Source organism: Billgrantia saliphila (genome assembly GCF_002930105.1).
Classification (GTDB): domain Bacteria; phylum Pseudomonadota; class Gammaproteobacteria; order Pseudomonadales; family Halomonadaceae; genus Halomonas; species Halomonas saliphila.
In genome coordinates, this window is the sequence record NZ_PJRN01000015.1 from 28,592 (window position 1) to 44,776 (window position 16,185).

Below are 16,185 nucleotides of genomic sequence, written 5' to 3' on the forward strand. Positions count from 1 at the left end.
CTAATAAGGAATGGCGATGCAATGGCGTGCCCTGCGTTACTTCGATACCGTGGCCCGTTGCCGGTCGCTGCGCCAGGCGGCTACGGTGCTGCATATCGCGCCGACGGCGATCAGCCGTCAGATCGACCTGCTGGAGCACCACCTCGGGACGCCATTGATCGAGCGTGGCCCGGACGGCATCCGTCTCACGGCGGCCGGCGAGCTGCTGGCCGCCCAGGCGCGGCGGACCCTGCGTGATTTCGAGCGGGTCGAAGCGCATATCGCCGACCTGCAGGGGCTCAGGACGGGACGGGTCAGCATCCAGGCGGCCGAGGGCATCGTGTCCGGATTGCTGGTCCCGGCGTTGACGAGCCTGAGTCGCGAACATCCCCGGCTATGCTTCGACATCTCGATTGCCAGTGCCGGCCGGGTCATCGAGGCGTTGCGCCGTGGCGACGCCGATATCGGCCTAGCCTTCTTCCTGCCACAGCGGGACGACATCGTCAGCGTGGCGAGCGCGGAGCTGACCCACCATGCGGTCATGGCCCCCTGCCATCCCCTGGCATCAGCCGAGTCGTTGTCGCTGGCGGATATCGCCGGCCATGCCCTGGCTCTGCCGGACGACTCCTTCGGAGTGCGCCAGGCGCTCGATCGCGCGGCCCGGGAGCAGGGGGTGCGCCTGGCACCCAATTTTCATACCTCCTCGCTGGAAACCCAGAAGTCGCTGGCCATGGCCGGCGGGGCCATTCTGGTGCTGCCGCGCATGGCCGTGGCGCGAGAGTGCGACGCCGGACAGCTGCGCGCCGTGCCGCTGAAGCAGACCGAACTGGCGGGGGCGAGGGTCGACCTGTGCCTCTATCGGCACCGTCAGCGCAGCTTCGCCATGGAGGCGTGCCTGTCACTCCTCGCCAATGCCCTGGAAAACTTGTCCGGTGAGCGGGAAGAGACTTGAACCGGACCTGAGGTTACAACCCGCGCGGGGCGCGCACAAAAAGTGGACGCCCTGACGCCTGGATTGATGTGGCCAGGCGCACCGGGTCGCACCATGCTGAGGAATACCAACAACAAGACCGAGTGATGCCATGAACGATGGCTTGACGCTGACGGCGACGGAGTTGCTCGAAGCCTACCGTCGCAAGCGATTGTCACCGAGTGAGTATGTCGAGGCGCTGACGCGCCATATCGGACAATGGGAACCGGCGCTGAATGCGCTCTATGCCTATGATCCCGAGGGCCTCGCCCGGGCGGCCGAGGCCGCCACCGCGCGCTGGGCTCGCGGCGAGCCGCGAGGAGCCCTGGACGGCGTGCCGGTGACGCTCAAGGAGCTGATCGCGACCCGCGGCCTGCCGGTGCCTCATGGCACCCTCGCCGGCGAGCACCCGCCGGCCATAGAGGACGCCCCGCCAGCGGCCCGCCTGGCCGAGGCAGGCGCCTTGCGGGTGGCCAAGACCACCTGTCCGGACTACGGGATGCTGTCGTCCGGGCGCTCCTCCTTCCACGGCCTGACCCGCAACCCCTGGAACCTGGAATGGAATCCCGGCGGGTCGAGCTCCGGTGCGGCGGCGGCAGCCGCCGCAGGGTACGGCCCGCTGCACCTGGGTACCGACATCGGCGGCTCGATCCGTCTGCCGGCGGCCTGGTGCGGCATCGTCGGCTTCAAACCGACCCTCGGGCGGATTCCCATCGACCCCTACTATGTCGGCCGCTGCGCCGGCCCGATGACGCGCAGCGTGGCGGATGCCGCCTTGATGATGACGACCCTGGCACGCACCGACCGTCGCGATGCCATGCGTCTGCCGCCCGAGACCATTGACTGGCAGGACCTCGCCATCGAGGTGCGGGGCCTGCGCCTGGGCGTGATGCTCGAGGCGGGCTGCGGCCTGCCGCTGGACGACGAGATCCGGGCTGCGGTCGAAGCCGCCGCGCGGGCCTTCGAGACCGCCGGTGCCACTTTGGTGCCACTGGGCCCGGTACTGACCCGCGAGATGCTCGATGGACTGGATCGGTTCTGGCAAGCCCGGCAGTGGAGCGAGCTGGAGCTGCTGAGCGCCGACGAGCGCGCCCGAGTGCTGCCCGAGATCGTGGCCTGGGCGGAGAGCGGAGCGCGACTCACCGGCGTCGAAGTCGTGCGCGGGTTCCAGCAGACCCTGGCCATGCGCCGGGCGACCGAGGCGATCTTCGATGAGGTCGACGCGCTGATCTCGCCAACGACGCCGAACCTGGCCTTTCCCGCCGATTGGCCCTCGCCGACCAACGATCCTCGGCGTCCCTTCGAGCATATCGCCTACACCGTGCCGTGGAACATGGGCGAGCAGCCGGCCATTTCGCTGAATGCCGGCTTCAGTCGCGTCGGGATGCCGATCGGGCTGCAGATCGTCGCGCCGCGCTTCGAAGACCATCGGGTACTGAAACTGGCCGGGGCGTTCGAGACGTGGCGAGGCCCGATGACCTCCTGGCCATTGCCGCCGAGGTGAGGGTCGCTCGATGGTCTCGTAAAACAACTTTGATCACGTCTGCGGAGTGACTCATGCGCCGTCCCATCGTATTGCCGACCAGCTGGAAGGGCTGGATCGTATCGAGTGGTTTCCTGCTGGTCATCGTGGCAGGAGTCTGGCCGATGATCGGCTGGGTCAATCGTGCCACCTTGGTGTTCGGCGTCCCGGCCCTGGTGGCCTGGAGTTATCTCATCATCTTCTCCTGCTGCGCGATCATGGTGCTCGGCAACCGGCTGGTGGGGGAGGACGAGAGCGATGACTAGCTGGCTGCCGCTGCTGATTACCCTGGCGTACGTGGCGGTCGCCATCGGCATCGGCCTGCACGCCCGGGCGGGGCGACGCATGGACAGTCTGGAGGAGTGGGGGGTGGCGGGACGCAGCATGGGGCCGGTAACGCTCTACCTGCTGATCGCCGCCGGTAGCGTCAGCGCCTATACCTTCATGGGGGCTCCCGGCTGGGCCTACTCCAAGGGCGTGCCGGTGTTCTACGTGGCAATCTATCTGGCATATCTGGCGCTGGTCGCCTGGTATTTCGGACCCAAAGTGTGGGCCTTCGGCGAGAAGTTCGGTCATGTGACCCAGGCCAGCGCCATCGCGGATCGTTACCAGAGCCCGGCACTGGGCGCCCTGGCCGCGCTGGTGATGTCGGTGGGATCGCTGGCCTATGCCGTGCTCCAGACCATCGGTTCAGCCTACATCCTCTTCGTGATGAGCGGCGGAGCCATTCCCGTCTGGGGCGGCGTGCTGCTGGTGCTGAGCTGCATCGCGCTCTATCTGTTCGTCAGCGGGCAGCGCGCCATCGGCAGGACCAATGCCTTTCAGGGCGTACTGATGCTCGGCGTCGCCTGGGCAGTGGGTCTGTGGGCAGCCCGGGTGGCAACGGGCGAGTGGGGCTTCGCCGGTGTGTTCGCGCGGCTGCAGCACGAGCACGCCGCGTACCTGACCCTGCCCGGCGCGGGCGGGGACATGAGCTTCAGCTTCTGGACCACCTCTATCATCGTCTCGATGCTGTCGTTCATGCCGCCGGTGTGGACCCAGTGGATGAGCGCTTCGTCGGCCCGCACCATACGACGCAGTGCGACCTGGCTGCCCACCTACTACGTGGTGATTCTGCCCATGGTCGTGGTGGGTTTCATCGGCATCTTTTCGTTACCCGAACTGGCCCGTGTCGACACGGTGGCGCTGGAATACGCCATGCAGCACATGCCCTCGCTCCTGGTCGGGCTGCTGGGGGCGGGAACCCTGGCCGCGTCGATGTCTTCCTGCGAACCCTTCATCCATTCCGTGGCCCTGACCTACAGCAAGGATGTGCTGCAACCGGCCTTCAAGCTGTCCGAGGCGCGTGCCGGAGTGCTGGCGCGCTGGCTGATCTTCCCTCTGATGGCCTTGATCATCGCGCCGCTGGCCATTGCCGAGCCGGGCAACCTGGTGATGATTCTGCTGATCGGCCTGGGGTTCGCCTCCCAGGTGCTGCCGGCCTTCATCGGCATGTTCTTCTGGCCACGTGCGTCTGGCTGGGGTGTCGCCGCGGGCATCCTGGTCGGTTTCGTCGTGACCGTAGCCCTCACCACGCTCTGGCCGCATCCGCTGGGCATCCATGCCGGCTTCTGGGGACTGATGATCAACCTGCCGGTCTTCATCCTGGTGTCACTGCTGACCGCCCCCGTTGCCGCTGACGTCACCGAGCGCTTCTTCCGTATCGCCGCGCCCTGGCACTACCGCCGACAGACACCGGCCCTGTCGCTCCCGTGACTCGACCGACACCAACCGCTTGACGAGGACATGCGCATCATGAGCCATCACGCACTGCCCGCCACTCCCCCCGCCGGCGCCCTGATCGGCGGCGAATGGGTACCGACCCAGGCATTGATCGAAGTAGAGACGCCCTCCAGCGGCGCCGCCATCGCGCAAATCGCCCGCTGCCAAGACGAAGAAGTGAGGGTGGCGGTGGATGCCGCCCGCCGTGCCTTCGGCGGAAGCCTGGGGGACTGGTCGCGCTGGGGTGCCAGGCGACGCGGCGAATGGCTGCTCGCCTTCGCCGAGGTCATCGACGCCGATCGCGACACCCTGGCGGCCCTGGAGTGTGCCGATACCGGCAAGCCGATGACCCAGGCGCGCGGCGATATCGCGGCCTGCGCCCGCTATTTTCGCTTCTACGGCGGTGGCGCCGACAAGCTGCACGGCGAGACGATTCCCTTCGACGATGGCTTCGCCGTGCTGACCCTGCGCGAGCCCTTCGGCGTATGCGCCCAGATCATTCCCTGGAACTATCCGGCACAGATATTTGGCCGCTGCGTGGCCGCGGCGCTCGCCGCCGGTAATACGGTGGTACTCAAGCCCGCCGAGGATGCCTGCCTGAGCGTGCTGCGCCTGGCCCAGCTGGCCCAGGAGCATGGCTTGCCGCCGGGCGCGCTGAACGTGCTGCCGGGGCTCGGCAGCGAAGCGGGGGCAGCGCTGGCGGCGCACCCCGGCATCGATCATCTTTCGTTCACCGGCTCCCCCGAGACCGGCACCCGCGTGAACCGGGCCGCGGCGGGGCATCACGTGCCGGTGACCCTGGAACTTGGCGGCAAGTCGCCGCAAATCGTCTTTGCCGACGCCGACCAGGACGCGGCGCTGGAGGCGGTGGTGCGCGGCATCGTGCAGAACGCGGGGCAGACCTGCTCGGCCGGCAGTCGACTGCTACTAGAGGCGAGCTGCGCCGAAGCGGCCCTGGGGGCGTTGATCGAGCGCTTCTCGGCGCTGCGCTGCGATGCGGGCGAGGCGGACGCCGACTGCGGCCCGCTGATCAACGCACGCCAGAAGGCCAAGCTCGAGGCGCGTCTCGACGCCGCCATGGCCGATGGCATTCGGGTCGCGGCCAGGGCACGGCTGGCCGAAACCGCGCCGTCCGGCGGTCATTTCGTGGTACCGCAGATCCTCACCGACATTCCGGCCGGCCACGACGTGCTGCGCGAGGAGCTGTTCGGTCCGGTGCTGGCGTTGCAGGTCTTCCGCGATGAGGCCGAGGCCCTGCGCCTGGCCAATGCCACCGACTTCGGTCTGTGCGCCGGGGTCTGGACCCGCGACGGGGGGCGCCAACTGCGCCTGGCCAAGGGCATCCGCAGCGGCCAGGTGTTCGTCAACAACTACGGCGCGGGCGGCGGCATCGAGCTGCCATTCGGCGGGGTGGGGCGGTCGGGGCACGGCCGTGAGAAAGGCTTCGAGGGGCTGCGCAGCTACACCCGCTTGAAGACGGTAGCCATCAAGCATGGATAAGTCAGGGGAGAGAGGCATGGACTCGATGTCTGAGCGTCGGTGGCGCATCGGCCTGGTCGGAGTGGGGCTGATGGGCCACGGAATCGCCGCCAACCTGCTGCGTGGCGGGCATTCGCTATGCTTTCTGGAACATCCCGGGAACCAGCCGGTGGACGATCTGCTGGCTGCGGGGGCCGAACCCCGAAGCAGTGCCCGCGAGGTGGCCGCCGAGGCCGAGGCGGTGATCCTCTGCGTCACCGGCTCGCCCCAGGTGGAGGCAGTGCTGTTCGAGCCCGGCGGGGTGCTCGAGGGGCTGATGCCCGGGACCGTGGTGATCGACTGCTCCACGGCGCTGCCGAGCTCCACCGAGCGCGTGGCCGAACGCGTGGCGGCAGCGGGCGGTCGCTTCCTGGACGCGGCCATGACGCGCACGCCCAAGGAGGCCGAGGCGGGGCGATTGAACCTGATCGTCGGCGCGCCGCAGGCGCTGTTCGAGGAGCTGCGCCCGCTGCTTGCGTGCTTCGCCGAGAACATCGCCCACGCCGGGCCGGTGGGGGCGGGACATACCCTGAAACTCTTGCACAACTTCGTCTCGCTGGGCTTCACCGCGGTGCTGGCCGAGGCCGCGGCGGCTTCGCGCCGGGCCGGCATCGACGATGCCGCCTTCCTCGACGTGCTGGGCAAGGGCGGCGGCGGTGGTGTGATCCTGGAGCGCCTGCGTCCCTTCATCGAATCCGGTGATTCAGCGGGGTTTCGCTTCAGCGTGGCCAACGCGCTCAAGGACATCGGCTACTACCGCACCATGACTGAGGATCTCGCCGCCGAGCATGGCGTGGCGGAGGCGGTGTTGGCGCTCTATCGCCAGGCCAGCGATGCCGGCCATGCCGAACGCCCGGTGCCGGAACTGGTCAGCCTGCTGGAAAGGGACTGAGCCGCGGCGCTACGCTTCGTCGGGTTGGCCGGTCAGGGGCAGGCGGTCAAGCGTTGCCTGGCGGAAGTAGCGCTCGAGTAGGGCATAGAGTGCGGGGTAGGCGCCGCAGAGCTCATCGGGGGCGGTGAAGAAGTACTCGCAGCAGACGGCGAAGCATTCCCCGGGATGGGTGGCGGCGTAGTCGTCGATGGGCGGTGTCTCGCCGCGAGCGAGGTGCGCCTGGAGATCGTCCCACACGGCGGTGAATACGCGATGCCAGGCCTTCGGGTCGATGTCTCGCGGCAGCGGCGGGAAGCCGTCGACGTCCAGCGAGTTGCCCATGTCGAGCTTGTGGGCGAGCTCGTGGATCACCACGTTGAAGCCGCAGAAGTCGCCGCTCTCCATCAGGTCGGGGAAGGCCACCACCACCGGTCCCTGATGCGAGGTCTCGCCGGCACGCTCGTCGACGTAAGCGTGAATCACGCCGTACTCGTCCATCTCCTCGACCTGCCTCTGGAAGGCGTCGGGCAGGATCAGTACCTCGTGGAAACCACTGAAGGCTTCGAGGTGCTCGTCCTCCGACCAGCCCAGTGTCAGCAGGCAGGCCTGGCCCGCCAGGGCCAGTCGGGCCGGCTCGTCGAACGGCGTGTTCGCGGCGAGGTCGGGATGCAGGCTCAGGCGCTTGGCATGCAGGAAGCGCCAGGCGCGCCGCCCCAGCCGTTCGGCCTCGTCGTCGTCGAGCCACTGCAGCAGCGGCAGGCGCGCGCGGGCCTCGGCCCAGGCCTCGGCGGGAAACGGGTGACGGGCCTCGAAGCGCTCGGCCCGCCAGCGGCGCAGGCGATCGAACATGGCCTCAGGTCTCTTCCTGCTTGGCGCCGGACTTCCACGACCAATCGCGCCAGCGTAGATCGAACAGATCCTTGCGTCGGTCCTTGAGGTTGGTCACCGAGCCCTCGGCGCGCACCACGGTGAGTCGGGTCAGGTCGAGGTCGGAGAAGATCACCATTTCGGTGTTGGGCGTGGTCTCGGCGAGCACCGCGTCGTGGGGGAAGGCGAAGTCCGAGGGCGAGAACACCGCCGACTGGGCGTACTGGATGTCCAGGTTGCGGATCGAGGGCACGTTGCCCACGCTGCCGCACAGCACCACGTAGCATTCGTTCTCGATCGCCCGCGCCTGGGAGCAGTGGCGAACCCGCAGGTAGCCGTTCTTGGTGTCGGTCCAGAACGGCACGAAGAGGATATCCATGTCCTGGTCGGCGAGCAGCCGGCCGAGCTCGGGGAATTCGACGTCGTAGCAGATCAGGATGCCGATGCGCCCGGCGTCGGTGTCGAATACGCGCAGCTCGTCGCCGCCCTCGATCACCCACTCGCGGCGCTCCTGGGGGGTGATGTGCAGCTTCGACTGTTTTTCGACATGTCCGTCGCGGTGGCACAGGTAGCTGACGTTGTAGAGCCGGTCCTCCTCGCCCACCTCGATCATGGAGCCGGCGATGATGTTGATGTTGTATGACACCGCCATGCGCGACATCTCGGTCTTGAACAGCTCGGTGAAGCCGGCCAGGTAACGTATGGCGGCGAGCTGGTCCTGCTGCGTGGCGCGATCCTGCAATCCCATCAGCGGCGCGTTGAACAGCTCCGGGAAGACGGCGAAGTCGCTCTGGTAACTGGAGATGGCGTCGACGAAGTACTCCACCTGCTGCAGCACCGATTCCATCGAGGCGCACTCGCGCATCTGCCACTGGACGGCGCCGACCCGCACCTGGGTGGGACGATTCTCGAGCACGCGCTCGGCGGGCTCGAAGAGGATGTTGTTCCACTCCAGCAGGGTGGCGAAGCCCTGCGACTTTTCGTCTTCGGGCAGGTATTTGCGCAGCAGGCGCTTGACCTGGAAGTCATTGGCGAGCTGGAAGGAGAGGATCGGGTCGTGGATCTCCTTGCGGGCCACCCGGTCGATGTATTCGGCGGGGCTGAGATCCGGGTGCTCGTGGTAGTTGGGGATGCGCCCGCCGGCGAGGATCGCCCGCAAGTTCATCGAACGGCACAGCTCCTTGCGCGCCTCGTAGAGACGCCGGCCCAGGCGGTAGCCGCGGTAGTCAGGGTGGATCAGCACGTCCAGCCCGTACATGGCGTCGCCTTCGGGATCGTTGAGGATGATGTCGCGATTGCCGACCAGGTCATCGTACTTGTGCGGGTTGGAGAACTCGTCGTAGTCGACCCGCACGGTCAGCGCCACGCCCACCAGCTTGCCGTCGTCCTCGATGGCGATCTGGCCATCGGGAAACTCCTGGATCAGCCGGTCGATGGTGTGCTGGGGCCAGGCACCGCCGATGTCGTCGTAGACGGCGTCCATCAGCGCCTTCAGCTGAGGGTAGTCGTCCTGCGTCAGGTTGCGCAGGTTGAGGTGCAGGTCGTCTAGGGACATTGCGCTGGGTTCCTGCTCAGGGTGGAAGGCGCATTCTACCATGGCGCGTGCGCCGGCCCGACCGTAGCCGGACGGTAGCCTCGTGTCACCGCTCTGTCACCGAAACGCTTCACCATGGCCGCAAAACGACGCAGAAGCGGCTACGCTGAGTTTCGGGGAGAGTCGATGACAGCCATGCCACGCCTTGACGGGCAACGCGGACGCAGCATGAATACAGACAACAACAATCCGGACAGCAATCCGCTCGACACGCCGCACGCCGATTCCGACACGCGACAGCGCATCCGGCTGGATGGCGTCAGCAAGCGTTGGGGTGCGGCCGCGGCGGTAGACGGCATCAGTTTCGACGTGTCGCCTGGCGAATTCGTCATCCTGCTCGGCCCTTCGGGCTGCGGCAAGTCGACCACGCTGCGCATGATCGCCGGGCTCGAGCGGGCCAGTGCGGGGCGCATCCACATCGGCGAGCGTGATGTCACGTACCTGCCGCCCGGCGACCGGGGCATCAGCATGGTGTTCCAGTCCTATGCGCTGTTCCCTCACCTGAGCGTGGCCGACAATATCGTCTTCGGCCTGCGCAGCCGCAGGGTGCCCCAGGCGGAGCGCAGCGAGCGACTGGCCCGGGTCGCGGAGCTGGTCGATCTCACCGCTTATCTCGAACGCAAGCCGGCCCAGCTATCGGGCGGCCAGCGCCAGCGGGTCGCTCTGGCCCGGGCGATCGTCTCCGAGCACCCCATCTGTCTGATGGACGAGCCGCTCTCCAACCTCGACGCGCGGCTGCGCGGCGAGATGCGACGCGAGATCAAGGCGCTGCAGCGGCGCCTCGACATGACCGTGATCTACGTCACCCACGATCAGGTCGAGGCGATGAGCATGGGCGACCGGGTGATCCTGATGCAGGACGGTCGCATCGTCCAGGACGGGACCCCGAGCGAACTCTACGAGCGACCGGCTAGCGCCTTCGCAGCCAGCTTCATCGGCAGTCCGGCGATGAACCTGGTGGCACTGTCCGCCGCCGCCGACGGTGCGGTGATCGACGGCGAACCGCACTGCAGCGTGGCGCCCCACGAGGCCAAGGGTCACTGGCTCGGGGTGCGGCCCGAGGACATTCATCTGCTGCCGGCCGATGCGCCGGGCGTGCCGGCCGAGATGCTCGATGCCGAGTACCTCGGTGCCGACAGCATCGTGCGGCTCCGGGTCGGCCGACAGGAGCTGCGGGCGCGGCTCGACGGGCGCCCCCGGCTCGAGCCGGGTCAGGCGTGTCGCCTGCAGTGGGCGCGCGGCGCCGCGCACTTCTTCTCCGCCGACCCGGAGGGCCAGCGCCTGCCGATCGTCGGCCACGACCTCGGTGCACCGCCCGGTCGGCGTCGCTTCGCGCCAGCTCCCCCGGGGCCGGCTTCCGCCATTCAAGCCAATGGGGCTCCGGCCTCTTCCAGCCACGTGGGTAACGACTCTCCAGGAGTGAACCGATGAACGCGCGACTCTCTTCCAAGACGAGCAAGCTCAAGATGAGCGGGCTGGCGGCCGCGGGACTGCTTGCCGCCGGCTCGCTGTCGGCCCAGGCGCAGACCGAGCTGACCATGTACTATCCCGTGGCGGTGGGAGGGGCCCTGACCGACGTGATCGACGGCCTGGTGGAGGAGTTCGAGAGCGAGCATCCGGACATTTCGGTGAACGCCATCTACGCCGGCAACTACGACGACACCCGGGTGCGGGCCATGTCGGCCATCGAGGCCGACGACGCGCCTCAGCTCTCCGTGCTGTTCTCCATCGACCTGTTCGATCTGCTCGAGCAGGACGCCATCCTCGCTTTCGACGAGGTGGTCGAGACCGACGAGGAGCGCGAGTGGCTCGACAGCTTCTACCCGGGGCTGATGGAGAACGGCCAGATCGACGGCCAGACCTACGGCATCCCCTTCCAGCGCTCGACCATCGTGCTCTACTGGAACAAGGACGCCTTCGAGGCCGCCGGGCTCGACCCGGAGACGCCGCCCGAAACCTGGGAGGAGATGGCCGAGATGGGGGCCGCGATACGCGAGGCCAGCGGGGGCGAGCAGTGGGGCGTGATGGTGCCCTCTACCGGCTACCCCTACTGGATGTTCCAGGCCTTCGCCTTCCAGAACGGCCACCGCCTGATGAACGAGGAGGGCACCGAGGTCTACTTCGACGACCCCGCCGCCATCGAGGCGCTGGAGTACTGGGTGGCGCTGGCCCAGGAGCACGAGGCGATGCCCGACGGCACCATCGAGTGGGGCACGCTGCGCCAGAACTTCCTCGAGCAGTCCACCGCCATGATGTGGCACAGCACCGGTAACCTCACCGCGGTGCGCAACGAGGCCTCCTTCGACTTCGGCGTGGCCATGCTGCCGATGAAGGAGCAGCGCGGCAGCCCCACCGGCGGCGGCAACTTCTACCTCTTCAAGGAAAGCAGCGAGGAGGAGCAGCGTGCTGCCATGACCTTCATTCGCTGGATGACCGCTCCCGAGCGTGCCGCTGCCTGGTCGATCGAGACCGGCTACATGGGCGTGAGCCCCGCCGCCTACGAGACCGAGGCGCTGCGTGACTATGTCGAGGAGTTCCCGCCGGCGGCCGTGGCCCGCGACCAGCTCGAGCACGCCACCGCGGAGCTGGCCACCTACCAGGGCGGGCGTGTGCGCCGCGCGCTGGACAATGCCGTGCAGGCGGCATTGACCGGCCAGATGAGCCCGGAGGAGGCGCTCAAGCAGGCCCAGGCGGAGGCCGATGCGGCGCTGCGTCGCTACGCACGCTCCCGCTGAGGAAACGCTGACAAATGGCTACGCGAGCGAATCGCTGCGTTGCGCGGTGCCGAAGCGTCGGACCGTCGGAATCCTCACCTATACCCCATAGGCTCGGGTTGACTCGCAGCCTTCGGCTTCTCGCCCCTTCGGGGCCAGCCTACGGCTGTTTGTCGCTTCGCTCGGTTCCGTGCTCCTTGCGTCTTGCGCTTCATCTCGCTCGCCTATTTGTGCAGCGCTTCCTTTCGTGGACCCAACAAATAGAGGCCGTGGGGCGCCGGGGCAAGGCAGAAGAGGAGGTCATTTGCCAGGGGTGAGGAGCACTGCTCCGAACGGGCTGGCCATGGATGGCCAGCACCGGCCCTGCAAGCGGAGCAGGATGCGTGAGCGCCGCAGGCAAATGTTGCGTCCAGGGAGGGATTCACAGCGCCTCCTCGTAGGCCTTGCCACCGGAACAGCCCCGCTACGGGTAAGGATATGCTGATACACAACGCCGACCGGCGCATACAAATCTACGGCGCGCTGCTACTGCTGCCGGCGGCGGTGCTGCTCGGCACCTTCGCCTACCTGCCCACCGTGGCGACGCTGATAAACAGCCTGTTCCTGCCCGGTTTTCGCGGCGAGCCGCCGGCGTTCGTCGGGTTCGAGAACTATGCCGTGCTGATCGGGGATGCCACCTTCTGGAAGGTGGCGCGCAACAACCTGCTCTACGCGCTGGGCACCATCCCCACCTCCATCGCCCTGGCGCTGGGGATGGCGCTGTTTGTCAACGCCCGCCTGCCGGGGCGCGGCTTCGTGCGCATGGCCTACTTCACCCCCACGATCCTGCCGATGATCGCCGCGGCCAACGTGTGGATGTTCTTCTACGCTCCGCAGATCGGCCTGTTCAACAAGCTGCTCGGTGCGCTGGGGCTCTCGGGAGTCAACTGGCTGGGCGACCCCGGGGTGGCGCTCGGCTCGGTGATAATGATGACCGTGTGGAAGGAGGCGGGCTTCTTCATGATCTTCTACCTGGCGGCGCTGCAGAGCATCCCGCCGGAGCTGAAGGAGGCCTCGGATCTGGAAGGCACTAGCCGCTGGAGTTTCTTCTGGCGGGTGACGTTCCCGTTGCTGATGCCGACCACGCTGTTCGTGCTGATCAATGCGTTGATCAATTCGGTACGCGTGGTCGATCATCTCTTCATCCTGACCAAGGGTGGGCCCAACAACGCCACCAATCTGCTGCTCTACTACGTCTACGAGAATGCCTTCTCGTTCTTCGACCGCACCTACGCCGCCACCATCACCGTGGTGATCCTGCTGGTGCTGGCGGTAGTGGCCACGCTCAAGTTCACCGTGCTCGACCGCAGGACGCACTATCAATGAAGACACGAGTCAACAAGGGCACGAAACCATGAACCAGGCTCACAGTCTCTCTGCCGCTGCCGCCAAGCGGTTCGTGATCCGGGTGCCGAGCCTCGAGACCACGGCCGCCTGGCTGCTGGCCATCGTCTGGATCTTTCCGCTGCTCTATGCGATATGGGCCGCCTTCCATCCGTCGGCCTATATGGTGCGCTTCGACCTGCTTGCCCCGCTGACGCTGGAGAACTTCGCCAATGCCTGGGCCCAGGCGCCGTTTGCCCGCTATTACGTCAATACCTTCCTGCTGGTCACCGGCGTGGTGCTGGCGCAGTTCGTGGTCTGCACCCTGGCGGGGTTCGCCTTCGCCCGCTTTCCCATCCCCGGCAAGGATTTCCTGTTCATGCTGGTGCTGATCCAGCTGTTCGTCTTTCCCGAGGTGCTGATCGTCGAGAACTACCGCATCGCCAGTGGGCTGGGGCTGGTCGACACCATTACCGGCATCGGGCTGCCCTACGTCGCTAGCGCCTTCGGCATCTTCCTGCTGCGCCAGACCTTCAAGACCATCCCGCGCGAGCTGGAGGATGCGGCGCGGGTGGAAGGCTGCGGGTGGATGGCGATCCTGCTCAAGGTCTACGTGCCGCTGGCCAAGCCCACCTACCTGGCCTACGGCCTGGTCTCGATCAGCCACCACTGGAACAACTTCCTGTGGCCGCTGGTGGTGACCAACTCGGTGGAGAGCCGCCCGCTCACCGTGGGGCTCGGCATCTTCTCGGCGCCGGAAACCGGCGTCAACTGGGCCACGGTAAGTGCCGCCACGCTGCTCAGCATCGCCCCGCTGCTGGTCGCCTTTCTGCTGTTCCAGCGTCAGTTCGTGCAGTCGTTTCTCAGGGCGGGGATTCGTTGATTGCGCCACTCCATGACTACACTCGGCATGAGTCCATCAGCAACGGAGGAGTGTCATGAGTCAGGGACGCACAGCCGAGAGTGGCAAGACAGCCCAGCTCTACCGCATGGTCATGGAGGAACACCTATGCCCCTTCGGCTTGAAGAGCAAGGATCTGCTGGAGCGCAAGGGGTTCGATGTCGAGGATCATCATTTGACCACGCGGCAGGAGACGGAAGCCTTCATGAATGAACATGGGGTGGAGACGACGCCCCAGGCCTTCATCGATGGCCGGCGTATCGGCGGTTACGACGAGTTGCGCGAGTATTTCGGGCTAGATTCGCCGGGCGAGGATGAGACCACCTACCAGCCGGTGATCGCCCTGTTTGCCACGGCGCTGCTGATGGGGTTCGCCGTGAGCTGGACCGCGACCGGTTCCTTGCTGAGCCCGCGGATGCCGGAGTACTTCGTGGCCATCGCGATGGCGCTGCTGGGGTTGCAGAAGCTCAAGGACGTGGAGAGCTTCAGTACCATGTTCCTCAATTACGATCTGCTGGCCCAGCGTCAGGTGCGCTATGGCTACGTCTATCCCTACGCCGAGACTCTGGCGGGCATCCTGATGCTGGCGGGCGCCCTGGTCTGGCTGGCCGCACCCGTGGCGCTGTTCATCGGCACGGTGGGCGCTGTCTCGGTGTTCAAGGCGGTCTATATCGACAAACGGGAACTCAAGTGTGCCTGCGTGGGCGGGGACAGTAATGTGCCGCTGGGTTTCGTCTCGCTGACCGAGAACCTGATCATGGTTGGCATGGGCATCTGGATGCCGTTGCGCATGTATCTCTTGTCATGACCGTGCCGCCACCTTCCGCCGCGTGACGGAACGCTATGTCCACGCCATGACCCGGCGAAGTCGTCACGGGACGGAGCACGAACCTCGGTCCTAAACAGTTAGCGGGTCATCTCGCAACGGGGCCAACACGCTGCGGTTGCGCCCTTCCCGCTTGGCCTGGTAGAGCGCCGCGTCGGCGAGCGTCAGCAGCATGGCGGGAGCCAAGGTCACGTGGGGACGCAGGGCGGCCGCCCCGATGCTCACGGTAATCACGCCCGAGCCTGCCTGGGGAATGGCGAGCGCCTCGATGCCGCGTCGGATGCGCTCGGCGGCGTGCAGGGCCGAAGCGGCCGACGTGTTAGGCAGCAACACGACGAACTCTTCACCGCCATAGCGCACCACCAGATCGACTTCCTGACGGACATAGTTCTGCATCTCCAGGGCAACCTGACGCAGGCAGGCGTCGCCCTGCAGGTGACCATAATGGTCGTTGTAGTTCTTGAAGCGGTCGATATCGATGACCAGCATGCCCAGCATGGTGTTCTCGGTGAGTGCCTCCTGCCAGCGATGCTCGAGCACGGCATCGAAATGGCGTCGGTTGGCGACGCCGGTCAAGGGGTCGGTGATCGATATCTTGGCCAGGGCCTGGTTGTCCTTCAGGGCGGCACTGTTCCTGAGTTGTTCACGTAACAACAGCAGGTAGGACTGCCGCTCACTGACTTCCATGCGGTAATTGGCCAACAGCGTGAAGACGGCGCTGGAAATGAACACGACAAAGGCATAGAGCTTTATCTCGGCTTCCATGGGCGCGTAATGGTAGACGAACAGCGTCATGATGATGCCGCTGATCAATGACGAAGCCACGGCGTGAAAGAAGCGCAGCGTGAAGACGATGTTGCCCATCACCAGGATCAGACCGAACGAGAAGGTATCGAGGAACGAATAGGTCGACTTCGACAGGAAGAAGATGAGGTTCGACAGCAACATTCCCACCACGATGGTGCTGGTCATGACCGCTTCGCGCATGGCCGGTGACAGCCCGCGCCTTACGAAGTAGAGCGCGGTGATGCCGAAGGGGGTCATCATGCCGAAGCGAATCCAGGCCGCCATCTGCAGCGACTCAGGTCGGAAGGCGTAGTCGTTGATCAAATAGAGATCGTAGATGACGAGGGCCACGATGCCGGCCAGATACAAGTGGCGGCTGCGGAGCTCCGAGGTATCGGATTCGAAGCGAGCCTCGACGATCGGGCTGAAACGCAAACCGTACCGGCGTCTGGCGAGGTCGGATTCCACGGCTTTCAGCAGGGTGTCGCTCACGCCATTCGCCCCCTCGCGCCAT

The 16,185-nt window shown here is 66.3% G+C and carries 14 protein-coding genes; 11 read left to right on the plus strand and 3 right to left on the minus strand.

Annotated elements, in window-relative coordinates; translation table 11 throughout:
- Window positions 1-16: 16 nt before the first annotated feature.
- The 6 genes from CYJ07_RS15865 (at window position 17) to CYJ07_RS15890 (ending at window position 6,642) form a co-directional block, all read left to right on the plus strand.
- Window positions 17-931, plus strand: coding sequence for a LysR family transcriptional regulator (locus CYJ07_RS15865; protein ID WP_104204693.1), 915 nt, complete (start codon window positions 17-19; stop codon window positions 929-931).
- A 130-nt stretch (window positions 932-1,061) separates the two neighbouring features.
- Window positions 1,062-2,453 carry an amidase gene (locus CYJ07_RS15870; protein ID WP_104204694.1) on the plus strand — a complete coding sequence of 464 codons (1,392 nt, stop codon included), beginning with the start codon at window positions 1,062-1,064 and terminating at the stop codon, window positions 2,451-2,453.
- A gap of 53 nt (window positions 2,454-2,506) precedes the next feature.
- Window positions 2,507-2,737 carry a hypothetical protein gene (locus CYJ07_RS15875; RefSeq protein WP_104204695.1) on the plus strand — a complete coding sequence of 77 codons (231 nt, stop codon included), beginning with the start codon at window positions 2,507-2,509 and terminating at the stop codon, window positions 2,735-2,737.
- The gene (locus CYJ07_RS15880) at window positions 2,730-4,226 is read left to right on the plus strand and encodes a sodium:solute symporter family protein (protein WP_104204696.1); all 1,497 of its coding nucleotides are present in this window, start codon (window positions 2,730-2,732) and stop codon (window positions 4,224-4,226) included. Before CYJ07_RS15875 ends, CYJ07_RS15880 begins: the two co-directional genes overlap by 8 nt.
- 39 nt (window positions 4,227-4,265) lie before the next feature.
- Window positions 4,266-5,732 carry an aldehyde dehydrogenase family protein gene (locus CYJ07_RS15885; RefSeq protein WP_104204755.1) on the plus strand — a complete coding sequence of 489 codons (1,467 nt, stop codon included), beginning with the start codon at window positions 4,266-4,268 and terminating at the stop codon, window positions 5,730-5,732.
- Window positions 5,733-5,757: 25 nt separating this feature from the next.
- Window positions 5,758-6,642: an NAD(P)-dependent oxidoreductase gene (locus CYJ07_RS15890; RefSeq protein ID WP_104204756.1), complete on the plus strand. Its 885-nt coding sequence runs from the start codon at window positions 5,758-5,760 to the stop codon at window positions 6,640-6,642.
- Window positions 6,643-6,651: 9 nt separating this feature from the next.
- Here CYJ07_RS15890 and CYJ07_RS15895 read toward each other — a convergent pair whose 3' ends face one another.
- Window positions 6,652-7,470, minus strand: coding sequence for a M90 family metallopeptidase (locus tag CYJ07_RS15895; RefSeq protein ID WP_104204697.1), 819 nt, complete (start codon window positions 7,468-7,470; stop codon window positions 6,652-6,654).
- 4 nt (window positions 7,471-7,474) lie between these two features.
- Window positions 7,475-9,043, minus strand: coding sequence for a bifunctional GNAT family N-acetyltransferase/carbon-nitrogen hydrolase family protein (locus CYJ07_RS15900; protein WP_104204698.1), 1,569 nt, complete (start codon window positions 9,041-9,043; stop codon window positions 7,475-7,477).
- Window positions 9,044-9,250: 207 nt separating this feature from the next.
- On the opposite strand from CYJ07_RS15900, the gene CYJ07_RS15905 reads away from it, so the two are divergent.
- The 5 genes from CYJ07_RS15905 (at window position 9,251) to CYJ07_RS15925 (ending at window position 14,867) form a co-directional block, all read left to right on the plus strand.
- Window positions 9,251-10,513 carry an ABC transporter ATP-binding protein gene (locus tag CYJ07_RS15905; RefSeq protein ID WP_104204757.1) on the plus strand — a complete coding sequence of 421 codons (1,263 nt, stop codon included), beginning with the start codon at window positions 9,251-9,253 and terminating at the stop codon, window positions 10,511-10,513.
- Entirely contained in the window at window positions 10,510-11,817 is a 1,308-nt protein-coding gene (locus CYJ07_RS15910) for an ABC transporter substrate-binding protein (protein WP_231489660.1), read from the plus strand. The genes CYJ07_RS15905 and CYJ07_RS15910 overlap by 4 nt, the downstream gene beginning before the upstream one ends.
- A 456-nt stretch (window positions 11,818-12,273) precedes the next feature.
- Entirely contained in the window at window positions 12,274-13,161 is an 888-nt protein-coding gene (locus CYJ07_RS15915; protein WP_104204699.1) for a carbohydrate ABC transporter permease, read from the plus strand.
- Window positions 13,162-13,189: 28 nt separating this feature from the next.
- The gene (locus CYJ07_RS15920; protein ID WP_104204700.1) at window positions 13,190-14,041 is read left to right on the plus strand and encodes a carbohydrate ABC transporter permease; all 852 of its coding nucleotides are present in this window, start codon (window positions 13,190-13,192) and stop codon (window positions 14,039-14,041) included.
- Window positions 14,042-14,096: 55 nt separating this feature from the next.
- A complete protein-coding gene (locus CYJ07_RS15925) occupies window positions 14,097-14,867 on the plus strand; it encodes a MauE/DoxX family redox-associated membrane protein (protein WP_197038405.1) in 771 nt (256 codons plus the stop codon).
- Between the two features lie 90 nt (window positions 14,868-14,957).
- Here CYJ07_RS15925 and CYJ07_RS15930 read toward each other — a convergent pair whose 3' ends face one another.
- Window positions 14,958-16,163, minus strand: coding sequence for a GGDEF domain-containing protein (locus CYJ07_RS15930; protein WP_231489661.1), 1,206 nt, complete (start codon window positions 16,161-16,163; stop codon window positions 14,958-14,960).
- Window positions 16,164-16,185 lie beyond the last annotated feature (22 nt).